Source organism: Streptomyces sp. NPDC060209 (assembly GCF_042728155.1).
GTDB lineage: Bacteria > Actinomycetota > Actinomycetes > Streptomycetales > Streptomycetaceae > Streptomyces.
In genome coordinates this window covers 1-22,268 of the sequence record NZ_JBHWZS010000130.1, presented here as the reverse complement: position 1 = coordinate 22,268, position 22,268 = coordinate 1, and the positions used below count along the sequence as shown (strand labels likewise).

Here is a 22,268-nt window from a genome sequence, read left to right as displayed (position 1 = left end):
GGACAGCCGTGCGTCCGTGCAGGTGGATCAGGTCAGGGGCAGCCGGTACCGGCCGTTCGCCAGGGGCTCGACCAGACCGTCGGCGACGAGCCCGTCCAGGGCGCGCGCCCGCTGCACGGGCTCCTCCCACACCGAGTCCAGCGCGGACTGCGGCACCGGGGTGACCGCGTCACGCAGCACCGCGAGCAGCCGCCCCCGCACCTGCCGGTCCGTGCCGGCGTAGGTCTGGCCCCGCCGCGGCGGGCCCTGGTGGGCGGGCTTCCCGGCCAGTCGCCAGGCGCACTGTCCGGCGATCGGGCACCGAGTGCAGTCCTCGTTCTTCGCGGTGCACACGAGTGCGCCGAGCTCCATCGTCGCCGCCGCCCAACTCGCGGCGCGCTCGTCCTCCTCGGGGAGCAGGGCGCGGGCGAGCTTGCGCTCGGCCGCGGTGGTCGCGTTGGGCGGGTACTGGATGCCGCTCGCGGCCCTGGCGAACACCCTGCGGACGTTCGTGTCCAGCACGGCGTGGCGCTGCCCGTACGCGAACGAGGCCACGGCCGCCGCCGTGTACTCCCCGATCCCGGGCAGTGCGAGCAACTGGCCGTGCTCGCTCGGCACGTCCCCGCCATGACGTTCCGTTATCGCCTGCGCCGCCCCGTGCAGCCGTAGCGCGCGCCGCGGGTAGCCGAGCCGGCCCCAGGCACGGACGGCTTCTCCCGGTGCGTCGGCGGCCAGGTCCGCAGGACGCGGCCAGCGGGCCACCCACTGTTCGTAGACCGGGAGGACTCGGTTCACCGGGGTCTGCTGCAGCATGAACTCGCTCACCATCACACCCCAGGCACCCGCTTCGGGGCGGCGCCAGGGCAGATCGCGGGCGTGCTGCTCGAACCACCCGATGACGGGGGTATGGAGGGAGGCGGGGGGCGTCTGTGTCGCAGTCGTGGCAGTCATCGCACCCACGATCCTGGCACGGAAGGTGGGACGACGGGCACGGCTGCGGGGGTGTCGGCCCGGCCGAGGGCTTGGGGAGTGATAACGCCACCCGTTCTGTCCCTTTGTACGGGGCGGACGATCTTCGAGTCGGCGCAAAGCGGCTGGAAGCGCCCAGGAGCGGCCCCTCCGTGATGATGATCCGGAAAACTTGTCGATCAGAGCGGCGGTTGGGGGCCGGAGTTGGGCAGGATCTCTCGTACAGTTCGGTCCGTGGGTTCTATGCGCAATCCGGTCGGGCCGCTTCCCTCCAGCATCTATTGGCGTCGGAGAGCAGTAGCGGTGCTGGTGATCGCGCTGCTCGCGGCGCTGGCTGCGTGGGCCGTCACCTCGGGTGGCGGCAGCGGCGGCGCGAAGGACGACGGTAAGCCCGGAGGGTCCGACCCCGCTCCGTCCATCACCCCCGGGCCTTCGAGTTCCGGCCCGGTCGTCGGCCAACCCCCCGGCGGACGCGACGAGTCGGGAGATCCCGGCACCGGCACGGACGGGGGCTCCGCGGGAGAAGGCGGGGACACCGGGACGGGCGGCGCGGCAGGATCGGACACCGCAGGAGCGGGTGGTTCCGCATCGGCGGGCGCCAGCGCGGGCACCGGCGGCGGTACGGGCGGCCAGCAGGTGCCGGCCGGTTCGTCGCTCCCCAACTGCACGCCCGCCGTACTGCAGTTGAGCCTGAAGACGGACATCAGCTACGCACCCGACGACAAGCCGAAGTTCCGGCTGAGCGCCAGGAACACCTCGGCTGCCGACTGCAAGGCCGACTTCGGCCCGAAGAGCGCGGTGCTCACGATCACCGAGGCCGGCGAGGACGACGAGCAGGTGTGGTCCTCCAAGGACTGCCCGAAGGCCGGCGCCCTCTTCCTGAGGGTCCCGGCGGGAGCGACGGTCGTCCACACCGTGGAGTGGGACCGGAAGGGAAGCGCACCCCGGTGCGCGACGCCGCCCGTCCGCGCCGCGGCCCCGGGGACGTACCTGCTGGAGGCCGAGATCCAGGGTGAGACCGTCCAGCGGGCCTCGTTCGTCCTGGCCAAGGACTGACGGCCCGGTAGGGCCGGCCCTACCGGGAACGGCCGTCCGGCGCCTCGCTGATCCGAACGGCAGCCCTGGGGGTGAGCCGGGCGGGGACTCCGCGGAGCCTGTCCAGGGGCTGACCCCTCAGACGTACCGCTCCAGGATCGAGGACTCCGCGAGCCGCGAGAGTCCCTCCCGCACGCTCCGGGCCCGTGCCTCGCCGACCCCGTCGACCGCCTGGAGGTCGTCCACGCTCGCGGCGAGCAGCTTCTGCAGGCCGCCGAAGTGCTCCACCAGCCGCTCGATGATCGCCCCGGGAAGCCGCGGCACCTTCGCCAGCAGCCGGAAGCCTCGCGGGGAGACCGCCGAGTCCAGCGTCTCGGGCGAGCCGCTGTATCCCAGTGCCCGTGCCACCACGGGCAGTTCGAGCAGCTCTGTGTGAGTGAGCGTGTCCAGCTCGGCCAGCGCTTCCGCGACCGTACGGGACCGCTTCGCGGTCGGCTCGGGTACGTAGTCGCGTACGACCAGCTCCCGCTCCGGCTCCACGCCGGCGATCAACTCGTCCAGCTGGAGTGCCAGGAGACGGCCGTCGGTGCCCAGCTCCACCACGTACTCGGCGATTTCGGTCGCGATCCGGCGCACCATCTCCAGCCGCTGCGAGACCGCCGTCACGTCCCGGACCGTCACGAGGTCCTCGATCTCCAGTGCGGAGAGCGTCCCGGCGACCTCGTCCAGCCTGAGCTTGTACCGCTCCAGGGTGGCGAGCGCCTGGTTGGCGCGGGACAGGATCGCGGAGGACTCCTCCAGGACCCGCCGCTCCCCGTCCACGTACAAGGCGATCAGGCGCATCGACTGGGAGACCGACACCACGGGGAAGCCGCACGCCTTGGAGACCCGGTCCGCCGTGCGGTGGCGCGTGCCCGTCTCCTCGGTGGGGATGGAGGCGTCCGGGACCAGCTGGACGCCGGCCCGAAGGATCTTGGTCATGTCCTTGTCGAGGATCATCGCGCCGTCCAGCTTGCACAGTTCGCGCAGGCGCGTCGCGGCGAATTCCACGTCGAGCACGAAGCCGCCCGTACACATGGATTCGACGGTTTTGTCCATGCCGAGGACGATCAGGCCGCCGGTGTTGCCGCGGAGAATGCGCTCCAGGCCGTCGCGGAGGGCCGTTCCGGGCGCGACGGCGCTCAACGAGGCGCGCATCAACGCCTCGTTACTCGTGCCTTGGCCGGACTTTCCGGGCGATGCTGCCCGGTCGTTGGCTGCCACTGCACTCCTCCGGTCACAGGTTTGCGGTGCCCTTGCGTCCCTCATACCGTTCGTACGGGCGGGCGAGACCAGGGCAAAGTCTACCGGCGTGCGCCGTCCTCCTGTGGTCCGTCCGGTCGAGACCGGCGGGGGAGGACTCTCAGGGCGTCTCCCATGTCGGCCACTTCCGTGACCTTCATGCCCGCAGGGACCTGCCCGGGGTCCCTCGGGACCAGGGCGTGCTTGAACCCGAGACGGTACGCCTCGGCCAGCCTGCGCTGGACCCCCGTCACCCTTCTGACCTCCCCGGCGAGGCCCACTTCGCCGATCGCGACCAGGTTCTTCGGGAGCGGTGTGTCGCTGGCCGCACTGGCCAGTGCCAGGGCGATCGCGAGGTCCGCGGCCGGCTCGGTGAGCTTCACCCCGCCCACCGTCGCACTGTAGATGTCCCGCTTGCCGAGCGCGCTGATCCGGCCCCGCTGTTCGAGAACGGCCAGCATCATCGAGACCCTGGAGGTCTCCAGGCCCGAGGTGGTGCGCCGGGGCGAGGGGATCTGCGAATCGACCGTCAGCGCCTGCACCTCGGCGACGAGCGGACGCTTGCCCTCGAGGGTGACCGTCAGGCAGGTGCCGGGGACGGGCTCGTCACGGCGGGTGAGGAAGAGCCCGGAGGGGTCGGCCAGGCCTGTGATGCCCTCGTCGTGCAGCTCGAAGCAGCCGACCTCGTCCGTGGCGCCGTACCTGTTCTTGACGCCCCGTACGAGCCGGAGGCGCGCGTGCCGGTCGCCCTCGAAGGACAGCACCACGTCGACGAGGTGCTCCAGGAGCCTCGGTCCCGCGATCGCGCCGTCCTTGGTCACGTGGCCCACCAGGAGCGTCGACATGCCGCGCTCCTTCGAGGCCCTGATGAGCGCTCCCGCGACCTCGCGGACCTGCGCCATGCCGCCGGGCGCGCCGTCGATCTCGGGCGAGGCGACGGTCTGCACGGAGTCGAGGACGAGGAGGGACGGCTTGACCGCGTCCAGATGCCCCAGGACCGCCGAGAGGTCGGTCTCGGCGGCCAGATACAGGTTGTCGTTGATCGCCCGGATCCGGTCGGCCCGCATCCGCACCTGGCTGGCGGATTCCTCGGCCGTGACGTAGAGCGTGCGGTGGTCGTCGCTCGCCGCCTTGGCGGCCACGTCGAGCAGCAGCGTCGACTTGCCGACGCCCGGCTCGCCCGCGAGCAGCACGACGGCACCGGGCACGAGCCCGCCGCCGAGCACGCGGTCCAGCTCGCCGACCCCGGTCGAGCGCGCCGTGGCCTGCCGGCTGTCGACCTGGCCGATCGGCAGGGCGGCGGAGGAGACCCGGCCCGCCGCCGTCGTACGGACCGCGGGGGCGCCGCCGAACTCCTCGACCGTCCCCCAGGCCTGGCACTCAGGGCAGCGGCCGAGCCATTTGGCGGTCGTCCAGCCGCATTCGGTGCAGCGGTAGGACGGTCGGTCCTTCGCGGATTTCGTACGGGCAGCCATGGCGTCACCGTATAGGTGTGGTCCGACAGTGCCGACCAGTCGACCACAGTCACGGGAGACGAACATGTGCCCGATGCGATAGTTCCGGAGGAATCCGGGATTCCTGTCCCCTTTGGAGGGAGAGCGTCACCCGTAAGGATTAAATGTCGGAAAGTGCTGTCAGGGTTTCTCCCGTATCTGCCTACGGTCGCCAGGTGACGAGCAGCAGGCTGGAGACCCCCACGCACACCACCGGCGCACACCGGGCGCACCGTCGCGAGGCCCGCCCCACGGCGCGGCGATCGCCCGCACGTTACGAGCCGTATCTCGACGGCCTGTTCACCTACTGCCTCTCCGTGCTCTGCGACCACGAGGCGGCCACCGAGGCGCTCGGCTCGGTCCTGGCGATCGCGGAACGGCAGGACGGCCGGTGCCCCGCGGCCGAGGAGGAACGTAAATCCTGGCTGTACGCCCTGGCCAGGTGGACGTGCCTGCGGGCGCTCACGGAGCAGCGGAGGGGCCGCCAGGCGCACCGGCGGCCGTCCGTCCCGCATGGCACCGCGCCCCGCGAGGGCCGCTCAGGGGCCGGCGGCCGGGGCGCCGACGGCACCCCCGAGGAAGCCGCTTCCCCCGGGACATCCACGGAGTCCCCGGTCACGGAAGCGCGACGGCGTGAACTCGCGCAACTCGCCTGGCCCGAGGCCGCGGGCACCACCCCCGAGCAGCGCGAGGCGCTGGAGCTCGCGGTGCGCCACGGGCTCACCCCGCGCGCCGTCGCCGCCGTCCTCGGCCTCGACCCCGGCAGCGCCCGGGAGCTCCTGTCCGGTGCCGCCTGCGAGGTGGAGCGCACCCGCGCCGCTCTCGCCGTCGTGGAGACCGGCAACTGCCCGGCCGTCGCCAGGCTCACCGGCGCCCATCAGGTGCTGCTCTCGGCGGCCCTGCGCCGGGAGCTCGTCCGGCACGTCGACGACTGTCCCCGCTGCCGCCGCGCCGCCGAGCGGGCCGGCGCGACCGGGCCCTGGCCCGGTGCGACCGTCACTCCGGCCGCCGCGCTGCCGGTCGTCGAGGCGCCCCGCCCATCGGTGCACGTCGCGCTGACGCACGCCCGGCGGTCCCGTTCCGGTGCCCCGCGCTTCGGCCGGACCGGCTTCCCTCTGGACCCCAAGGACCATGCCGCGCGCCGGGACCGGCTGCGCGCCCGCGTCGTGACGACGACGGTCGTGGCGACGGTCGTCGCCGCCCCGGTGATCGCCCTGTGGGCGGCCTACCGGGGCGCGCCGCTGACCGGCGAGGGCCGCGACACCTCGGTCACCGCGACCGACGTGGACGGGGAGCCCGGCACCGAAGGCGATCCGTACGACCACTACGAGAACGCGGGCAACGCCCGCCCCGAAGGGAACGGCGGCTTCACGGACGGCGCCCGGAGCCCGGATGTCTCGGCCGAGGTCATCAGCGTCGGCGCCGACCCGGACACAGCGGGCACGCTCGCTGTCTCGGCCCGCTCGTCCGGTGGCCGTACGACGATCACCCTGACCGCGACGGGCGACGAGGCCGTCGCCTGGTCGGCGAGGGCGGACGCCCCGTGGCTGCGCCTCAGCCGTACGTCAGGCACGGTCGCCCCCGGCCGGAGCGCCACCTTCTACGTGTTCGTGAACCGCACGGCCGAGCCGCAGGGCCCGTGGAGCGCCCGCGTCCTGCTCGCCCCGTCGGGGTCCGCCGTCGCGATCACCGGCCACGGCGCCACGGCCCCGCGCCCCGGAAGCCCGGAGCCGTCACCGGATCCCTCGTCCGGGACCCCGGACCCCACGCCGTCCACGCCGTCCTCCCCGCCTCCGTCGACGGACCCGACCCCGACCCCCACGGACCCCACCGGGCCACCGGACCCGACACCCACACCCACGGACCCACCGGACTCTCCCGGCCCCACACCGTCACCGTCGGACGGATCCACCGCACCCGCCCCGACGACGCTCCCGGACGAGCCGTCCGGACCGGCAGGCTGACGCGGAACGGCGGCCGGTGCGCGGCGGAACGTTTGTGCGCCGCACACCAGGCCGCCGTCCGGGAGTCGGGAGCCGGACCCGCGTCAGGCCGGATCGGCGGGATGCGGCGCCATCGGCAGCAGCGACGCCAGCCGCTGCTCGCACAGCTCGACCAGCCGGTCGTAGGCCTCCTTGCCCATCAGCTCCGTGAGCTCGGGACGGTAGGACACGTAGACCGGGTCACCGGCCCCGTGCGCGGACGTGGCCGACGTGCACCACCAGTGCAGATCGTGACCGCCCGGTCCCCAGCCCCGGCGGTCGTACTCCCCGATCGAGATCTGGAGCACGCGCGTGTCGTCGGGCCGTTCGATCCAGTCGTACGTACGGCGGACCGGCAGCTGCCAGCACACGTCGGGCTTGGTCTCCAGCGGCTCCTTGCCCTCCTTGAGGGCCAGGATGTGCAGCGAGCAGCCCATGCCGCCCGCGAACCCGGGACGGTTCTGGAAGATGCAGGAACCCTCCCAGCGCCGCGTCTGACGCTCGCCGTCCTCGTCGACACCGACCCAGCCGGTCTTCGTGCCGACATCGTGGAACTGCCACAGCTCAGGAGTGAGCCGCGCGACGTGCCCGGCCACCCGCTTCTCGTCGTCCTTGTCCGAGAAGTGCGCGCCCAGCGTGCAGCAGCCGTCGTCCGCGCGGCCGGCCTCGATTCCCTGGCAGCCGCTGCCGAAGATGCAGGTCCACCTGGACGTCAGCCAGGTCAGATCGCAGCGGAAGACCTGCTCGTCGTCGGCGGGGTCGGGGAATTCGACCCAGGCCCGCGCGAAGTCGAGCCCCTTCTCGTCGGGCCCGTCCGGCCCCGCTGCTTCCGGCTGCTGCGTCTCCTGCTTCGTCATCTGCTGCTTCTTCGTGGCTTTGTCCGGCTTCGCCTTTTTCGTCTTTGGCACCTGCCCAGAGTAAGCCGCAGTAGCGTTCCCGTATGAGACTCGGAGTCCTCGACGTGGGGTCGAACACGGTGCATCTGCTGGTGGTCGACGCGCACCCCGGCGCCCGCCCGCTGCCGGCCCACTCGCACAAGGCGGAGTTGCGGCTCGCCGAACTCCTCGACCCGGAGGGGTCGATCGGTCCCGAGGGAGTGGACCGGCTCGTCGCCACGGTCGGTGACGCCCTCCAGGCGGCCGAGGACAAGGGCTGCGAGGACGTGCTGGCGTTCGCCACCTCCGCCGTGCGCGAGGCGGGCAACGCGGACCAGGTGCTGGCCCGTGTGCGGGACGAGACCGGTGTCGCCCTCACCGTCCTCAGTGGCGAGGAGGAGGCCCGGCTGACCTTCCTGGCCGCCCGCCGCTGGTTCGGCTGGTCAGCCGGGAAGCTCCTGGTCCTGGACATCGGAGGCGGCTCGCTCGAGGTCGGCTACGGGATGGACGAGGAGCCCGACGCCGCCGTCTCGCTGCCGTTCGGCGCCGGCCGCCTCACCGCCGCCTGGCTCCCGGGCGACCCGCCGGACCCGACGGCCGTACGGGCGCTGCGCCGCCATGTCCGCGCCGGTATCGCCCGTACGGTCGGCGAGTTCACCCGGCTGGGGCCGCCCGACCACGTCGTCGGGACCTCCAAGACGTTCCGGCAGCTCGCCAGGATCACCGGTGCCGCCCGTTCCGCCGAGGGGCTGTACGTGCAGCGCGTCCTCACCCGCAAGGCCCTGGAGGAGTGGGTGCCGAAGCTGTCGGCGATGACCGCCGAGCAGCGGGGGAGCCTGCCCGGAGTCACCGAGGGACGCGCCGCCCAGCTCCTGGCGGGGGCGCTCGTCGCCGAGGGCGCGATGGACCTGTTCGGGGTCGAGGAGCTGGAGATCTGCCCCTGGGCGCTGCGCGAGGGAGTCATCCTGCGCCGCCTCGACCACCTGCCGGCGGAGCAGTCGGCCATGGCCTGATCCCGGCCGCCGCCCCTCATGGTCCTTCTCACTTTCAGCCGGGCTCCCTCGGCGTCGCGTACCGCTGCCCGTACCCTGTCCACGTGGCAGAACCAGTGGTGCGCATCCCGGATGCGAAGGTCGCCCTGTCGACGGCCTCCGTCTATCCGGAGTCGACGGCGACGGCCTTCGAGATCGCTGCGCGCCTGGGCTACGACGGTGTCGAGGTCATGGTCTGGACCGACCCCGTCAGCCAGGACATCGAGGCGCTGAAGCGGCTGTCGGACTACCACCAGGTGCCGATCCTGGCCGTGCACGCGCCCTGTCTGCTGATCACCCAGCGCGTGTGGTCCACCGACCCGTGGGTCAAGCTCCAGCGGGCCAGGGCCGCGGCGGAGAAGCTCGGCGCCTCGACGGTGGTCGTCCACCCGCCGTTCCGGTGGCAGCGGAACTACGCCCGTGACTTCGTCACCGGTATCTGGCGCATGGCGGACGAGACCGATGTGCGCTTCGCGGTGGAGAACATGTATCCGTGGCGCTACCGGGACCGCGAGATGCTCGCGTACGCCCCCGCCTGGGACGTCAGCAACGACGACTACCGGCACTTCACCGTGGACCTCTCGCACACCGCGACCGCGCGCACCGACAGCCTGGCCATGGTGGACCGGATGGGCGACCGGCTCGCCCATGTCCACCTCGCCGACGGCAAGGGTTCCAACAAGGACGAGCACCTGGTGCCCGGCCGGGGCGACCAGCCGTGCGCGGAGCTGCTGGAGCGGCTGGCCCGTACCGGCTTCGACGGCCATGTGGTCATCGAGGTCAACACCCGGCGAGCCATGTCGTCGGCCGAACGCGAGGCCGATCTCGCGGAGGCGCTCGCCTTCACCCGGCTCCACCTGGCGTCGTCGGCGCGGGCTCCCCGCCCGTGACCCCCGGCGCGGCCGACGGCCCGTCCCCCCGGCGCAGAGGCCGCCCCTCCCGTACGGCGCACACCGACGGCCCCGACGCCCGGACCCGGATCCTGGAAGCGGCCCGCACCGAGTTCGCCGAACGCGGCTACGACAAGACGTCGATCCGGGGCATCGCGAAGGCGGCGGGCGTGGACGCGGCCCTGGTGCACCACTACTTCGGTACGAAGGACGAGGTCTTCGCCGCGGCGATCGAGGTCTCCTTCGAGCCCGCGCTCGTCATCCCGTCGATCCTGGGCGGCCCCTCGGAGGACGTCGGCGAGCGACTGGCCCGGTATTTCATCGGCGTGTGGGAGAACCCGGTGTCCCGGGCGCCGCTGCTGGCGATCCTCCGCTCCGCGCTCACGCACGATGCGGCGGCGAAGGTGCTGCGCGGCTTCGTGCTGCGGCGGCTGCTGGAGCGGATCGCGGCGGACCTGGACGTGCCCGATCCGACCTTCCGCGCGGAACTCGCGGCCTCGCACATGATCGGCATCGCGATCCTCCGGTACGTGATCCGGGCGGAACCGCTGGCGTCGGCCGACCCGGAGAAGATCATCGCGATGGTCGCCCCCACGCTCCAGCGGTATCTGGGCGACGGGTGACCGGGGTCCTGCCTGTGTGACCGCTGTGCCGGTGGCTTCACAACGATGTCGCGAGTCGGTATCAGACGCCGCCATGGCCGGATCTCGATGGTTGGCTGTCCGGGATCGGTGAGCCGGTCCCATGTGGTGAACGACAAGTGGGGGAGACGGACCGTGACGACTCGGAATGTGCGCAGAGCGGACGGGAACGCGGCGGACGGCGGCATGCCCCGCCGGCGGCTGCTGCGGATGGCCGGTGCGGGACTGGGCCTCGTCCTGGCCGGGACGGTGACGACCGCGTGCGGACCCGGGGAGGCCGACGCTTCCGGCGGCGCAGGGGAACCGAAGCCCGGCGGGAGCGGCACGGGTGGCGGGGACGCGTTCACGACTCCGCCGGCCGGGACCGCTCCGCGCGCCCTGTGGCAGGAGGAGACCGCGGTGGGCACCCTCGGCAACCACGAGGTGCTCGCCGTCGTGGGGAACGTGGTGCTGGTCGCCGGGGACCCCTTGGTGGGCCGCGACCTGGCCACCGGCAAGCAGCTGTGGTCGCTGCCGGGTGCCGCCCAGCCGGGCGCGCGGCTGATCATGGGCGGGGACACGCTCTATCTGGCCAGCGGTGAGTACGACGGCGATCTCGTGGGTCTCGACCCGGCCACCGGCAAGGAGACATGGCGCAGCCGCCTGGACGGGCGGTACGCCCAGCCCCGGCCCATCGGCGCCGACACCGAACGCGTGTACGTGGTCGCGGGGATTCTGGAGAAGGACCTCAGCTCCCGGACCAACGTGATCGCCGCGGTCGACGTCCGTACGGGCAAGGCCGTCTGGAGCGAGCGGCGGGACACCGGGACCGAGGAGTCCGGCATCACCTCCGCGGTGCTCGGCGACCGCCTCGTCTACACCGACCACCGCGAGAACCTGACCGTCCGCGATACCGCGACCGGACGACAGCTGTGGTCGAAGAAGATCAGCAGGTCCAACTTCGAGAGGATCGCCGTCCACGACGGGGCGGTGGTCGTCGCCGACGGCAGGCACCTGCGCTCCTTCGGCCTGGACGACGGCGCCGAGCGCTGGACACTCAAGACCGAGGAGTTCGACACGTTCAACGGGCCGACCGTCATCGAAGGGGTGCTCTACGCCTCGGACAGCGCCCACGCCCTGTGGGCCGTCGACCCCGCCACGGGCAAGCAGCGGTGGCACAACGCCGACCTGCGCGAGGTCTCGGTCCCGCTGCAGTTCGCCAAGGTGGGGGACACTCTGTACGGGGCGACGGAGTTCGACAAGGACGGCGGCGTCCAGGCCTACGACGCGCGTGACGGGAAGCTCCGCTGGACCTTCAACGACGGCAAGGGCTCGATCGAGCAGTGGTACGTGGTCTCCGGCGGCAAGCGGCTGGCCGCGCTGCACGCCCGTCGCCTGCTGGCTCTTCCGGCGGTGTGACCGGGCTGCGGGGAGGGGGCCGGCGGGCCTTCTCCCTGCCCGCCCACTGAGCATTCCGTCCCGTCTGTCGGACAGCGTGTCCAGATCTTGGCACGGGAGGCGTACGCTCGGAGACAGTCTTTTCTGTCGAAGGAGCGAGAGACGATGCCCCAGCTGAGGTCCCGCACTGTCACCCACGGCCGCAACATGGCGGGCGCCCGCGCCCTTATGCGGGCGTCCGGCGTAGCCAGTGAGGACATTGGCAAGCCGATCATCGCGGTGGCCAACTCCTTCACCGAGTTCGTGCCCGGTCACACCCACCTCGCCCCCGTCGGCCGGATCGTCTCCGAGGCGATCCAGGCGGCGGGCGCGGTGCCCCGCGAGTTCAACACCATCGCGGTGGACGACGGCATCGCCATGGGACACGGCGGGATGCTCTACAGCCTGCCGTCCCGGGACCTCATCGCGGACAGCGTCGAGTACATGGTCGAGGCCCACTGCGCCGACGCCCTGATCTGCATCTCCAACTGCGACAAGATCACCCCCGGCATGCTGATGGCCGCCATGCGCCTCAACATCCCGACGGTGTTCGTCTCCGGCGGTCCGATGGAGGCCGGCAAGACCACGCTGGTCGACGGAACGGTCCGCACCCTCGACCTCGTCGACGCGATCTCGGACGCCGTCAACGACAAGATCTCCGACGCGGACATCCTCCGTATCGAGGAGAACGCCTGCCCGACCTGCGGCAGCTGTTCGGGCATGTTCACCGCCAACTCGATGAACTGCCTGGCCGAGGCCATCGGCCTGGCCCTTCCGGGCAACGGCTCGGTCCTCGCCACCCACACCGCCCGCAAGGCGCTGTACGAGAACGCCGGCCGCACGATCGTCGAGATCACCAAGCGTCACTACGAGGAGGACGACCACTCCGTCCTGCCCCGCAGCATCGCCACCCGTGAGGCCTTCGAGAACGCCATGGCCCTCGACATCGCGATGGGCGGCTCCACCAACACGATCCTCCACCTGCTGGCCGCCGCCCAGGAGGCCGAGCTCGCCTTCGGCCTCCCGGAGATGGACGAGATCTCCCGGCGGGTCCCCTGCCTCGCGAAGGTCGCCCCCAACGTGGCGCCCGGCGGGACGTACTACATGGAGGACGTGCACAGGGCCGGCGGCATCCCCGCCCTCCTCGGCGAGCTGCATCGCGGCGGGCTGCTCAACGAAGGCGTGCACGCGGTCCACTCCGGCAGCCTCGACGAGTGGCTGAAGAACTGGGACGTCCGCGGCGGCTCCCCGTCCCCCGAGGCCGTGGAGCTCTGGTACGCCGCCCCGGGCTGCGTCCGCAGTGCGACCGCCTTCTCGCAGTCCGAGCGCTGGGACGCCCTCGACACGGACGCGGCCGGAGGCTGCATCCGCGACATGGAGCACGCCTACTCCAAGGACGGCGGTCTGGCGGTCCTCAAGGGGAACCTGGCCGTGGACGGCTGCGTCGTGAAGACGGCGGGCGTCGACGAGTCGATCTGGACCTTCGAGGGCCCGGCCGTCGTCTGCGAGTCGCAGGACGACGCCGTCGACAAGATCCTCCGCAAGGAGATCTCGCACGGCGACGTCATCGTCATCCGCTACGAGGGTCCCAAGGGCGGTCCCGGCATGCAGGAGATGCTCTACCCGACGTCGTTCCTCAAGGGCCGCGGCCTCGGCAAGACCTGCGCGCTCGTCACGGACGGCCGGTTCTCCGGCGGCACCTCCGGCCTCTCCATCGGGCACGCCTCGCCCGAGGCGGCGTCCGGCGGCACGATCGCGCTGGTCGAGGACGGTGACCGGATCCGGATCGACATCCCGAACCGCTCGATCGAGCTGCTCGTCGCCGATGAGGACCTCGCCGCCCGCCGCGAGGCGCTGAACGGCGTGTACGCGCCGAAGAACCGCGAGCGCAAGGTCTCCCAGGCGCTGCGCGCGTACGCGGCGATGGCGACCAGCGCGGACAAGGGTGCCGTCCGCGACGTCTCCAAGCTCGGCTGACCCTCTCAGCAGTCCCGTCCGGCCCCGTCCCTGGTCTCACCAGTGGGCGGGGTCGTCCGCGTCGACGGCGAATACGGACCCGTCCGGGGCGGTACCGATGACGCTCCGGCCCAGAACGACGGGGGCCGGCAGGGAAGAGGCGTGACTGAGCTTCCCGTCCCTCAGCCGGGGACGCGTCTGGCCGAGCAGCGTGCCGCGTTCCGTGTCGACGGCGAGCAGCCGCCCGTCGGCGGCCGAGAAGTACAGCCGGCCGCCCGCTCCGAGGACCGGCGCCGAGGTCATCCCGACGGCCGTCTCCAGCCGCCACCGCTCGGCCCGCCCGGCGCCCGGACGGGTGTCGAGGGCCAGCAGTGTCCCGCCGCGCTCCAGCAGCAGGGCGGTGTCCCCGTCCACCACGGTCTCCGGTCCGTTCATCCGGAAGGGCAGGGCGATGCGGGTCGTGCTCCGTGGCACCGGGTCGTAGCGGACGAGCCCGGTGGTCTGCGCCTTCTCGTTCATCGAGGTCAGCAGGAGCGCGCCGTCCGACGTCCCCGCCGGGGTGAGCATCCCGTCCAGCCTGCGCTGCCAGGCCGTGTCCCCGGTCTTCGCCTCGACGGCCGTGACCAGGGTGGTGGTTCCCTGCGCCGAGCTCTCGAACGCGTACGCGAGACCGGTCCCGGCCTCGTACAGCGCGTAGCCCGGCCTCGCATGGCCCGGGACGGCGTGCCGCCACCGGGATCTGCCGGTCTCCGCGTCGAGCGCCTGGAGAGTTCCGTCCTGGCGGACCGTCAGCAGGGTGTCGCCGGCCGGGAGGGGGGTGTCGGTGTACGCGGAGAGATCCGTACGCCAGAGCTCCGTGCCCTCGCCGGGGGAGTACGCCCTGAGCTCTTCGCCCGCGATGACGGTGTAGGCCACGTTCCCGGACTCCGCGCCTCCCGGACTCGTGTCTCCGGAACCCTTCGACGACCTGTCCCGGTGCGACCAGACCACCTTGCCGTCCGAGGGATCCAGCCGGGACGTGCCGAAACCGGCGGTGACGCAGTACAGCGCGGAGCCGGTGCCTGCCGACGCCCGGGCGCAGGAGGGGGTGGCGCTGCCGGGGGACCGCAGCGGTGTCTGCCACGGTACGAACGCGGCCGCGCGCCCCTTCTTCGTACCGGCTTCCGCCTCGGGCGCCCCGGAGCCGCCCCAGGCTCCCGCCGCCCAGAGACCTCCGGTCACCAGCGCCGCTGCCACGGCGACGGCCGCGAGCCGGCGCCGCGTGCGACGGCCCTTCGCCGCCCCTGACCCGGACGCCGGCCCGCCCGCCGCCCGCACATGGGTGGTCCCCTCGGCCGCCTCCCCGGACTCGGCGGCGAGCGGCCTGCGCTGGACGGGTATGAAGGCGGCCGCCTCGTACGACGGAGGGTGGAGGGCGGTCATGATCTCGTCCGGGGTGGGGCGCTCCGCGGGATCCTTGGCCAGGCAGCGTCCGACCAGGGGGGCGAGATCAGCCGGCACCCCGGCCAGATCGGCCTCGTCGTGCACCACCTGGTAGGCCACGAGGTAGGGGCTGTCCGAGTCGAAGGGCCCCCTGCCCGTCGCCGCATGGACCAGCACCGCCCCCAGCGCGAACACGTCCGCGGCCGGCCCGACCTCGCGGGGCCGCTGGAACTGCTCGGGTGCCATGTACGGCGGCGAGCCGATCAGCTTGCCCGTCTCCGTGCGGAGATCGCTGTCGTACGGCCGGGAGATCCCGAAGTCGATGACCTTGGGCCCGGAGTCGGGGAGCAGCACGTTGCTCGGCTTGAGATCCCGGTGGATTACGCCGGCCCGGTGGATGTCGCGCAAGGCCTCGGCGAGCCCGGCCGTGAGCCTCCGCAACTCGGCGGGGCTCATCGGTCCGTTCCGCTTCACCTGCGCGGAGAGTGTGGGGCCGGGGACGTACAGGGTGGCCATCCAGGGCAGCGCGGCCGCCGGATCGGCATCCACGACCGGCGCGGTGAACGCTCCGCTGACCCGTCGGGCGGCCGCTACCTCCTGCCGGAAACGTGCCCTGAACTCAGGGTCCGCCGCGTGCTGGCGGTGCACCACCTTCACAGCGAGCTGCAGTCCGGAGGGGGAGCGTGCCAGGTGTACGACACCCATGCCGCCCGCTCCGAGGCATGCCTCGAGCCGGTACTGCCCGGCGTACTCAGGATGCTCCGCTTCCGGATGTGATCCGGTCCCTCGCAGCGGCGGCATCGCCCACCCCCGTGTGTTCGTGCGCAAGCGCGACGCACGGAGCCTAGTCGATGGTGCGTGCGAGGAGCGTGGGGCTTGTTAGCCTGCGCGTCACACGCATTGCTTTCAACGGGGGAGGCCCTTATGGGCGTTGAAGAGAACACCGTCGACAGAGTCACCACGGACGACGCGATCTCCACGGACACCGGCGCTGTCGCCACCGAGGGGGTGACGACGCTCGCGGCGGGCACGGTCGTCTATCCGATCGCTCCCGGCTACCGCGTCAACGTCCGCAGGGGGCCCGGCACGCAGTACGGGATCGTCCGGACACTGCCGTACGGGATGAGCGTCCCGGTGTACTGCCAGAAGCCGGGGGAGCGGGTCTCCGGCCCGTACGGCACGTCGAACCTCTGGGACAACATCGCCAACGGCCAGTTCGTGGCGGACGCCTACGTCAAGACAGGCAGTGACGGCTACATCGCACCGCGCTGCGACTGACGGAACCGTCTCGCGGCCGGGGATAATCGATTCCGTGAGCGAGAACAGCGAAGCCCCCGGAACGTCCTCGGCCGTGCCTTCGGGCGGCACCACGCCAGGGCCGCAGCCCGAACCCCTCCGTTTCTTCGGTACGACCTGGGTCGGCCACGACGGCGGGTACGGGCTGCGGCGCGTGGGTGTCACCATCGGCTCGCTCGTCGCGGCGGTCGGCGCGTGCTTCGTCCTGCGCTTCGCCTACCAGGGTCTGGAGATCGCCGAGGTCGGCAGCCTCGTCGGCATGCTCGTCGTGCTGATGTTCGCGGTCTGCAGCGCCATCGCCTTCCGCAAGACCTGGGAGGGCTTCACCCGCCGCCCCGCCGACCCCTCCCACGAGGACAGGCTGCGCGGCCTCAAGTCGATCGGCTTCATCGGTTCGCTCCTCGCCTACTTCTTCCGCTCGTTCCAGGAAGCACCGGGTGAGAAGCTGCGGCGTACGGAGTACGAGACGGCGCTCGCCCAGTACACGAAGCGCCGCTCGTCCCGGACCGGCAACCCGGCGGCCCGCAAGGGCGCCAAGGGGAAGCGCTCCGGGCGCGGGTAACCCGGCAGAACCGCACCCGCGTGCGCCGGGGCGCGTGCACGATGAACCCATGCCTGCATCCACGCCCCGCGCCCTTTCGTTCGACAGTTCCGCCGCCCTGTACGCGTCCGCGCGCCCCGGGTACCCGCCCGCGCTCCTGGACACCGTCGAGGAGCTTGCGGGCCGCCCTCTGAGCGGTGCCCGCGCCGTCGACGTCGGCGCCGGAACGGGTATCGCCACCCGCCTGCTGCACGCCCGTGGCGCCCGGGTCACCGCCGTCGAGCCGGGTCCCGGCATGGCGGGTGAACTGCACCGGACGCTGCCGTCCGTGCCGGTCGTCCGGGGCGACGGCAACCACCTCCCCCTCGCCGCCGCATCGGCCGATCTGATCACCTACGCCCAGTCCTGGCACTGGACCGACCCGGCCCTGGCGCTCCCCGAGGCGCTCCGCGTCCTGCGTCCGGGCGGTGCCCTGGCGCTCTGGTGGAACGTCTCCGACCACTCCGTCCCCTGGATCGCCGATCAGGACGCCAGGCTGCGCCGTCACTTCGGGGCGGGCGACAGTGCCCACGGCGCACCGGGCGGCGCCGGTTCGCGGAACCTCGCGCAGCTGTCCGGTGGCGAGTTCGCACAACGACTGCTGCCGTGGTCCCGGACGGTGCCGGTCGACACGCATCTCGCCAACCTCTCCAGCCACTCCGCCTTCCTCGTGCTCGGCGCGGCCGGCGAGGAGCCCACCCGCCGGTTCCTGGACCAGGAGCGCGGTCACCTCGCCGCCGTGTTCCCCGACGGCCTGGTCGAGGAGCGTTACGTGGTGGAGGTCGCGGTGCTGCTCCGCTGACCGCCAAGGCCGGGCACGCCGCATCCCTTGACGCGGTCCCTTCGGCGGGATCAATATTCATCGCATGATGAATTCTCTGCGTACCGCGAACGCGGGGGCCGTCGAGGCACGCGCCCTCAGCGTCGTACGAGGAGACCGCACCGTCCTGCGCGGCCTCGGCTTCACCGTCGAGCCGGGCAGGATCACCGGCCTTCTCGGCCCGTCCGGCTGCGGGAAGTCCACGCTCATGCGCGCCGTCGTCGGTACGCAGGCCGAGGTCACGGGAACGCTCGACGTCCTCGGCCGCCCCGCGGGCCACCCGTCCCTCCGGCCGCGCGTCGGCTACGTCACGCAGGCACCGTCGGTCTACACGGACCTCACCGTGCGGCAGAACCTCGACTACTTCGCGGCCGTCCTGCGGCCGGGCCGCACCCACCGCGCCGCCCGCGAGGAAGCGGTGACCCGCGCCATCGGCGACGTCGACCTCACCAGCCACGCCGACGCCCTCGCCGGCAATCTCTCCGGCGGCCAGCTCAGCCGGGTCTCCCTCGCGGTCGCCCTGCTCGGCACCCCCGAACTGCTGGTCCTCGACGAGCCGACTGTCGGCCTCGACCCGGTGCTGCGCCGAGATCTGTGGAACCTCTTCCACACCCTCGCCGCCGACCGGGGCACCACGATCCTCGTCTCCTCCCACGTCATGGACGAGGCCGAACGCTGCCACCGGCTGCTGCTCATGCGCGAGGGAGAGATCCTCGCCGACGACACCCCCGACGCCCTCCGCACCCGTACCGGCTCCGCCACCGTGGAAGAGGCCTTTCTCCGCCTCGTCGACGAAGCCACCGCGGACGAAGCGACGACGGACGAACCCGTCGTCGACGAAGCCACCGCGGACGAACCCGCCGCCGCCCGCCAGGAGAAGACCCGATGAGCACCGACGCCCCCGCACTCTCCCCGGCCCGGACCCTCGCCACCGCCGGACGCGTCCTGCGCCAGCTCGGCCACGACCCCCGCACCATCGCGCTGCTGCTGATCGTCCCGGTCCTGATGATCACGCTGCTGCGCTACGTCTTCGACGCCGGCCCGGGGACCTTCGACGCCATCGGCGCCTCGCTGCTCGGCATCTTCCCGCTGATCACGATGTTCCTGGTGACCTCGATCGCCACCCTCCGCGAGCGCACCTCCGGCACCCTGGAGCGCCTCCTGGCCCTGCCCCTCGGCAAGGGAGACCTGATCGCCGGATACGCGCTGGCCTTCGGTGCCGTCGCCGTCGCCCAGTCCCTCCTAGCCACCGCGATGTCGGTCTGGGTCCTCGGACTCGATGTCGTCGGATCCCCCTGGCTCCTGCTCCTGGTCGCCCTGCTCGACGCGCTCCTCGGCACGGCGCTCGGCCTGTTCGTCTCGGCCTTCGCCGCCTCGGAGTTCCAGGCCGTCCAGTTCATGCCCGCCGTGATCTTCCCGCAGTTGCTGCTGTGCGGACTGTTCACACCGCGCGACCAGATGCACCCCGTCCTCGAAACCATCTCCGACGTCCTGCCGATGTCGTACGCCGTCGACGGGATGAACCAGGTCCTCACCCACACCGACATCACCGCCGACTTCTACCGCGACATCCTGATCGTCGCCGGCTGCGCGCTGCTCGTGCTCTGCCTGGGCGCCGCCACCCTCCGCCGCCGCACCACCTGACAGCACGGTGCGAGGATGGCGCAGCACGACGCGTACCGCGCACCGCCACCCGGAGGATGAACCGCATGACCCAGACAGTCGCAGTCCTCGGTACAGGAAAGATCGGCGAGGCCCTGCTCAGTGGCATGATCAGGGCCGGCTGGCGAGCGGGCGACCTGCTGGTGACCACCCGCCGCCCCGAGCGCGCCGAGAAGCTCCGCACCCGCTACGGCGTCGAGGTCGTCACCAACGCCGAGGCCGCCAAGAGCGCCGACATCCTCATCCTCGCGGTCAAGCCCCAGGACATGGGCAAGCTCCTCGACGAGCTCGCCCCCCACGTCGCCGCCGACCGCCTCGTCATCAGCGCCGCCGCCGGTATCACGACCGGTTTCATCGAGGACAGCCTCGCCGCCGGGACCCCGGTCGTGCGCGTCATGCCGAACACCCCCGTCCTGGTGGACGAGGGCATGTCCGTCATCTCCGCGGGCAGCCACGCCACCGCCGAACACCTCGACCACGCCGAGTCGATCTTCGGCGGCGTCGGCAAGACGCTCCGGGTCCCCGAGTCCCAGCAGGACGCGGCCACCGCGCTCTCCGGCTCGGGTCCCGCGTACTTCTACTTCCTCGTCGAGGCGATGACCGACGCCGGCATCCTGCTCGGCCTGCCCCGCGCCCAGGCCCACGACCTGATCGTCCAGGCCGCCATCGGAGCGGCGGTGATGCTCCGGGACAGCGGCGAACACCCGGTCAAGCTGCGCGAGGCCGTCACCAGCCCGGCCGGCACGACCATCAGCGCCATCCGGGAGCTGGAGAACCACGGCGTGCGGGCCGCTCTCATCGCAGCCCTCGAAGCCGCCCGCGACCGCAGCCGCGAGCTGGCCACGGGCAACGGCTGACCGGCTACTTCGCCGCGGCCACCAGCTCCTCGCTGCGCACCACGCTCGCGAACCCACCGCCGTGCAAGGTCACGGCGGTGGCTCGTGACAGCTCCTGCGCGCTCAGCTTCCAGCCCCACGGCCCGACAGTGTCGAAGGTGTACGTCGCGTCGAGCGCGAAGAACACCTCGTAGCCGAGATTGCCGCCCATGCGTGCCGTCGTCTCCGCGCACATGTTGGTCTGGATCCCCGCCACCACGATCTGCCGCACCCCGGCCTCCCGCAGCCAGGCGTCCAGATCGGGAGTCCCGTAGAAGGCCGAGTTCACCGACTTCGTCAGGAACAGCTCCGGCCCCGGGCCCTTTCCGCGCCGCTCCTCGACGTATCCCTTGAACGCGTTCCCCGGATACCCCTCCCGCAGGGGCGAATCCGGCTTGGCCGAGTCGTGCCGTACGAAGACGACGGGCCGGCCGCTCGTCTGCCAGGCATCGATCAGCCTGGCGATGTTCCGATCGGCCTCCGGATTGTCACGCGGTCCCCAATACGCCTCCTCCTCGAACCCCTGCTGTACGTCGACGACCACCAGCGCTGCGTTCTCCGCGATCTCCATACCCACCACTCTCCTCCCGGCCAGGGGCCGCTCCCAGAGGCGTGAAAGTCATCGATCGATGCTTTACTGCCACGATGACCGCGCCACGGAACTCCGGCCGCATCGCTCTGGTCGCCTTCCCCGGCGTCCGCGCCTTCGACGTCTCGGTCATCACGGAGGTCTGGGGGGTGGACCGCACCGACCGGGGCGTACCCGCCTTCGAACTGCGACGCGTGGCGAGCGAGCCCGGCCCGGTTCAGCTCCGCGGCGGGCTGTCCCTCACACCCGACCGGACACTGGCCTGGCTCGCCAGGGCGGACCTCATCGTGGTCCCCGGGCTCGACGACCACCTGACGCCTGCGCCCGAACCGGTGCTCGACGCCCTGCGCCGCGCCCACACCCGGGGCACTCCCCTCGCGGCGCTCTGCGGCGGGGCCTTCACCCTCGCCCAGGCCGGACTGCTGGACGGCCGCAGGGCCGTCACCCACTGGAATCTCACCGAGCTGCTCAAGACACAGCATCCACGGGTGACCGTGATGCGGGACGCCCTCTTCCTGCACGAGGACAACATCTGGACCTCGGCCGGAACCGCGGCCGGCATCGACCTCTGTCTGCACCTGGTCCGGACGACCCACGGAGCCGAGGCGGCGGCGACGATCGCGCGTTCGATGGTCACGGCCCCGTTCCGCACCGGAACCCAGGCGCAGTTCATCGAGCACCCCACGCCGCGCGCCGACCGTGACGCTGACGCCCTGGCGGAGGCCCGCGCCTACGCACTGACCCGTCTGGCGGAACCGCACACGGTGGCCGGGCTCGCCGCCAGAGCCGGCATGTCCGCCCGCACCTTCGCCCGTCGTTTCCATGCCACCACCGGCACGACACCGATGCGCTGGCTGATCACCCAGCGCATCGCCGCAGCACAGAAGCTCCTGGAGAGAACAGACTTGGCCGTCCCTGAGGTGGCCCGGCGTGCGGGGTTCGGCAGCGAGATCACGATGCGCCAGCACTTCGCGACGCATCTGGCCACCAGCCCGCGCGACTACAGGCTGGCCTTCCACGACAGGGGTGGGCCGGACGGGGGTTGACACGCCCGACCTGGATCCGTAGTGTGCTCCGAGTTGTCCGACGTGAGCTCCGACCCCGGTCGGTCCCCGGACAGCCATTCCGCAGTAACCACTCGAAACGAGCGACATCTGTCGTGCGTTTTTACGTGTGCACGTGCGAAATGAGGAATCAGCGTTCGAAGGTGACCCGATTAGCGTCGGGGCCAGGGATTCCGCTAAAGTCTCACTCGTCGGAACGGCCCAAGGGTCGGGAAGACGAACCCCGCTGACTGGGAATCAGGCCCGAAAGGATCTGATAGAGTCGGACTCGCCGGAAAGGGAAACGCGAAAGCGAAGAACTGGAAAGCGAAACAAGTAGTAACCCGCTTCGACCGGGAATCGGACACGAAAGAGTCTGATAGAGTCGGAAACGCAAGAACGAAGGGAAGCGCCCGGAGGGCCCCGGTGAAAC

At 71.7% G+C, this 22,268-nt stretch carries 20 protein-coding genes; 14 read left to right on the top strand and 6 right to left on the bottom strand.

All coding sequences use genetic code 11. The features are described from left to right. Positions 1 to 27 precede the first annotated feature (27 nt). A complete protein-coding gene (locus ACFWFI_RS23635; RefSeq protein WP_387393676.1) occupies positions 28 to 930 on the bottom strand; it encodes an HhH-GPD family protein in 903 nt (300 codons plus the stop codon). A gap of 261 nt (positions 931 to 1,191) precedes the next feature. Between ACFWFI_RS23635 and ACFWFI_RS23630 the strand changes: the two genes are divergently transcribed. Beyond that, on the top strand, positions 1,192 to 2,004 hold the full coding sequence (locus ACFWFI_RS23630; protein WP_387393684.1) for a hypothetical protein: 813 nt from the start codon (positions 1,192 to 1,194) through the stop codon (positions 2,002 to 2,004). Between the two features lie 117 nt (positions 2,005 to 2,121). On the opposite strand, the gene disA is transcribed toward ACFWFI_RS23630, so the two are convergent. After that, positions 2,122 to 3,246, bottom strand: a complete 1,125-nt coding sequence (disA, locus tag ACFWFI_RS23625) for a DNA integrity scanning diadenylate cyclase DisA (protein WP_387393673.1) — start codon at positions 3,244 to 3,246, stop codon at positions 2,122 to 2,124. Between the two features lie 80 nt (positions 3,247 to 3,326). Continuing rightward, the gene (radA, locus tag ACFWFI_RS23620) at positions 3,327 to 4,739 is read right to left on the bottom strand and encodes a DNA repair protein RadA (protein ID WP_387393665.1); all 1,413 of its coding nucleotides are present in this window, start codon (positions 4,737 to 4,739) and stop codon (positions 3,327 to 3,329) included. Positions 4,740 to 4,882: 143 nt separating this feature from the next. Here radA and ACFWFI_RS23615 point away from each other — a divergent pair, with 143 nt between their 5' ends. Beyond that, on the top strand, positions 4,883 to 6,721 hold the full coding sequence (locus tag ACFWFI_RS23615; RefSeq protein WP_387393662.1) for a BACON domain-containing protein: 1,839 nt from the start codon (positions 4,883 to 4,885) through the stop codon (positions 6,719 to 6,721). Between the two features lie 83 nt (positions 6,722 to 6,804). On the opposite strand, the gene ACFWFI_RS23610 is transcribed toward ACFWFI_RS23615, so the two are convergent. Next, on the bottom strand, positions 6,805 to 7,647 hold the full coding sequence (locus tag ACFWFI_RS23610) for a hypothetical protein (protein ID WP_387393659.1): 843 nt from the start codon (positions 7,645 to 7,647) through the stop codon (positions 6,805 to 6,807). A gap of 32 nt (positions 7,648 to 7,679) precedes the next feature. Here ACFWFI_RS23610 and ACFWFI_RS23605 point away from each other — a divergent pair, with 32 nt between their 5' ends. From ACFWFI_RS23605 to ilvD, 5 genes are all read left to right on the top strand, one after another. Next, entirely contained in the window at positions 7,680 to 8,627 is a 948-nt protein-coding gene (locus ACFWFI_RS23605; RefSeq protein ID WP_387393657.1) for a Ppx/GppA family phosphatase, read from the top strand. Between the two features lie 95 nt (positions 8,628 to 8,722). Then, complete coding sequence (locus tag ACFWFI_RS23600) at positions 8,723 to 9,535, top strand: sugar phosphate isomerase/epimerase family protein (RefSeq protein ID WP_387393681.1); 813 nt, start codon at positions 8,723 to 8,725, stop codon at positions 9,533 to 9,535. Next, positions 9,532 to 10,158: a TetR/AcrR family transcriptional regulator gene (locus ACFWFI_RS23595; RefSeq protein WP_387393654.1), complete on the top strand. Its 627-nt coding sequence runs from the start codon at positions 9,532 to 9,534 to the stop codon at positions 10,156 to 10,158. The genes ACFWFI_RS23600 and ACFWFI_RS23595 overlap by 4 nt, the downstream gene beginning before the upstream one ends. A 153-nt stretch (positions 10,159 to 10,311) precedes the next feature. Next, positions 10,312 to 11,574, top strand: coding sequence for a PQQ-binding-like beta-propeller repeat protein (locus ACFWFI_RS23590; RefSeq protein WP_387393651.1), 1,263 nt, complete (start codon positions 10,312 to 10,314; stop codon positions 11,572 to 11,574). 144 nt (positions 11,575 to 11,718) lie between these two features. Further along, positions 11,719 to 13,569, top strand: coding sequence for a dihydroxy-acid dehydratase (gene ilvD, locus ACFWFI_RS23585; protein WP_387393648.1), 1,851 nt, complete (start codon positions 11,719 to 11,721; stop codon positions 13,567 to 13,569). 36 nt (positions 13,570 to 13,605) lie between these two features. On the opposite strand, the gene ACFWFI_RS23580 is transcribed toward ilvD, so the two are convergent. Beyond that, the gene (locus tag ACFWFI_RS23580) at positions 13,606 to 15,771 is read right to left on the bottom strand and encodes a serine/threonine-protein kinase (protein ID WP_387393678.1); all 2,166 of its coding nucleotides are present in this window, start codon (positions 15,769 to 15,771) and stop codon (positions 13,606 to 13,608) included. A 123-nt stretch (positions 15,772 to 15,894) separates the two neighbouring features. On the opposite strand from ACFWFI_RS23580, the gene ACFWFI_RS23575 reads away from it, so the two are divergent. The 6 genes from ACFWFI_RS23575 to proC all read left to right on the top strand — a co-directional run bounded on the left by ACFWFI_RS23575 (position 15,895) and on the right by proC (position 20,185). Further along, positions 15,895 to 16,248: an SH3 domain-containing protein gene (locus ACFWFI_RS23575; protein WP_387393645.1), complete on the top strand. Its 354-nt coding sequence runs from the start codon at positions 15,895 to 15,897 to the stop codon at positions 16,246 to 16,248. A gap of 34 nt (positions 16,249 to 16,282) precedes the next feature. Then, entirely contained in the window at positions 16,283 to 16,828 is a 546-nt protein-coding gene (locus tag ACFWFI_RS23570; protein WP_387393642.1) for a hypothetical protein, read from the top strand. 49 nt (positions 16,829 to 16,877) lie between these two features. Continuing rightward, entirely contained in the window at positions 16,878 to 17,648 is a 771-nt protein-coding gene (locus tag ACFWFI_RS23565) for a class I SAM-dependent methyltransferase (protein ID WP_387393639.1), read from the top strand. 64 nt (positions 17,649 to 17,712) lie between these two features. Then, entirely contained in the window at positions 17,713 to 18,555 is an 843-nt protein-coding gene (locus ACFWFI_RS23560; RefSeq protein ID WP_387393636.1) for an ABC transporter ATP-binding protein, read from the top strand. Beyond that, the gene (locus ACFWFI_RS23555) at positions 18,552 to 19,310 is read left to right on the top strand and encodes an ABC transporter permease (RefSeq protein WP_387393633.1); all 759 of its coding nucleotides are present in this window, start codon (positions 18,552 to 18,554) and stop codon (positions 19,308 to 19,310) included. Before ACFWFI_RS23560 ends, ACFWFI_RS23555 begins: the two co-directional genes overlap by 4 nt. Before the next feature lie 65 nt (positions 19,311 to 19,375). After that, positions 19,376 to 20,185, top strand: coding sequence for a pyrroline-5-carboxylate reductase (gene proC / locus ACFWFI_RS23550; protein WP_387393630.1), 810 nt, complete (start codon positions 19,376 to 19,378; stop codon positions 20,183 to 20,185). 4 nt (positions 20,186 to 20,189) lie between these two features. On the opposite strand, the gene ACFWFI_RS23545 is transcribed toward proC, so the two are convergent. Beyond that, positions 20,190 to 20,774 carry a cysteine hydrolase family protein gene (locus tag ACFWFI_RS23545; RefSeq protein WP_387393627.1) on the bottom strand — a complete coding sequence of 195 codons (585 nt, stop codon included), beginning with the start codon at positions 20,772 to 20,774 and terminating at the stop codon, positions 20,190 to 20,192. Positions 20,775 to 20,848: 74 nt separating this feature from the next. On the opposite strand from ACFWFI_RS23545, the gene ACFWFI_RS23540 reads away from it, so the two are divergent. Next, positions 20,849 to 21,838 (top strand): GlxA family transcriptional regulator, encoded by a 990-nt coding sequence (locus ACFWFI_RS23540; RefSeq protein WP_387393624.1) that lies wholly within the window; start codon positions 20,849 to 20,851, stop codon positions 21,836 to 21,838. Positions 21,839 to 22,268 lie beyond the last annotated feature (430 nt).

What these genes read in the sequence shown, in the direction of transcription:
- ACFWFI_RS23635 (WP_387393676.1), bottom strand. Translation starts at nt 930, where the DNA reads ATGACTGCCACGACTGCGACACAGACGCCCCCCGCCTCCCTCCATACC.
- ACFWFI_RS23630 (WP_387393684.1), top strand. Translation starts at nt 1,192, where the DNA reads ATGCGCAATCCGGTCGGGCCGCTTCCCTCCAGCATCTATTGGCGTCGG.
- radA (WP_387393665.1), bottom strand. Translation starts at nt 4,739, where the DNA reads ATGGCTGCCCGTACGAAATCCGCGAAGGACCGACCGTCCTACCGCTGC.
- ACFWFI_RS23615 (WP_387393662.1), top strand. Translation starts at nt 4,883, where the DNA reads ATGTCGGAAAGTGCTGTCAGGGTTTCTCCCGTATCTGCCTACGGTCGC.
- ACFWFI_RS23605 (WP_387393657.1), top strand. Translation starts at nt 7,680, where the DNA reads ATGAGACTCGGAGTCCTCGACGTGGGGTCGAACACGGTGCATCTGCTG.
- ilvD (WP_387393648.1), top strand. Translation starts at nt 11,719, where the DNA reads ATGCCCCAGCTGAGGTCCCGCACTGTCACCCACGGCCGCAACATGGCG.
- ACFWFI_RS23580 (WP_387393678.1), bottom strand. Translation starts at nt 15,771, where the DNA reads ATGCCGCCGCTGCGAGGGACCGGATCACATCCGGAAGCGGAGCATCCT.
- ACFWFI_RS23575 (WP_387393645.1), top strand. Translation starts at nt 15,895, where the DNA reads ATGGGCGTTGAAGAGAACACCGTCGACAGAGTCACCACGGACGACGCG.
- ACFWFI_RS23565 (WP_387393639.1), top strand. Translation starts at nt 16,878, where the DNA reads ATGCCTGCATCCACGCCCCGCGCCCTTTCGTTCGACAGTTCCGCCGCC.
- ACFWFI_RS23560 (WP_387393636.1), top strand. Translation starts at nt 17,713, where the DNA reads ATGATGAATTCTCTGCGTACCGCGAACGCGGGGGCCGTCGAGGCACGC.
- ACFWFI_RS23555 (WP_387393633.1), top strand. Translation starts at nt 18,552, where the DNA reads ATGAGCACCGACGCCCCCGCACTCTCCCCGGCCCGGACCCTCGCCACC.
- proC (WP_387393630.1), top strand. Translation starts at nt 19,376, where the DNA reads ATGACCCAGACAGTCGCAGTCCTCGGTACAGGAAAGATCGGCGAGGCC.
- ACFWFI_RS23545 (WP_387393627.1), bottom strand. Translation starts at nt 20,774, where the DNA reads ATGGAGATCGCGGAGAACGCAGCGCTGGTGGTCGTCGACGTACAGCAG.
- ACFWFI_RS23540 (WP_387393624.1), top strand. Translation starts at nt 20,849, where the DNA reads ATGACCGCGCCACGGAACTCCGGCCGCATCGCTCTGGTCGCCTTCCCC.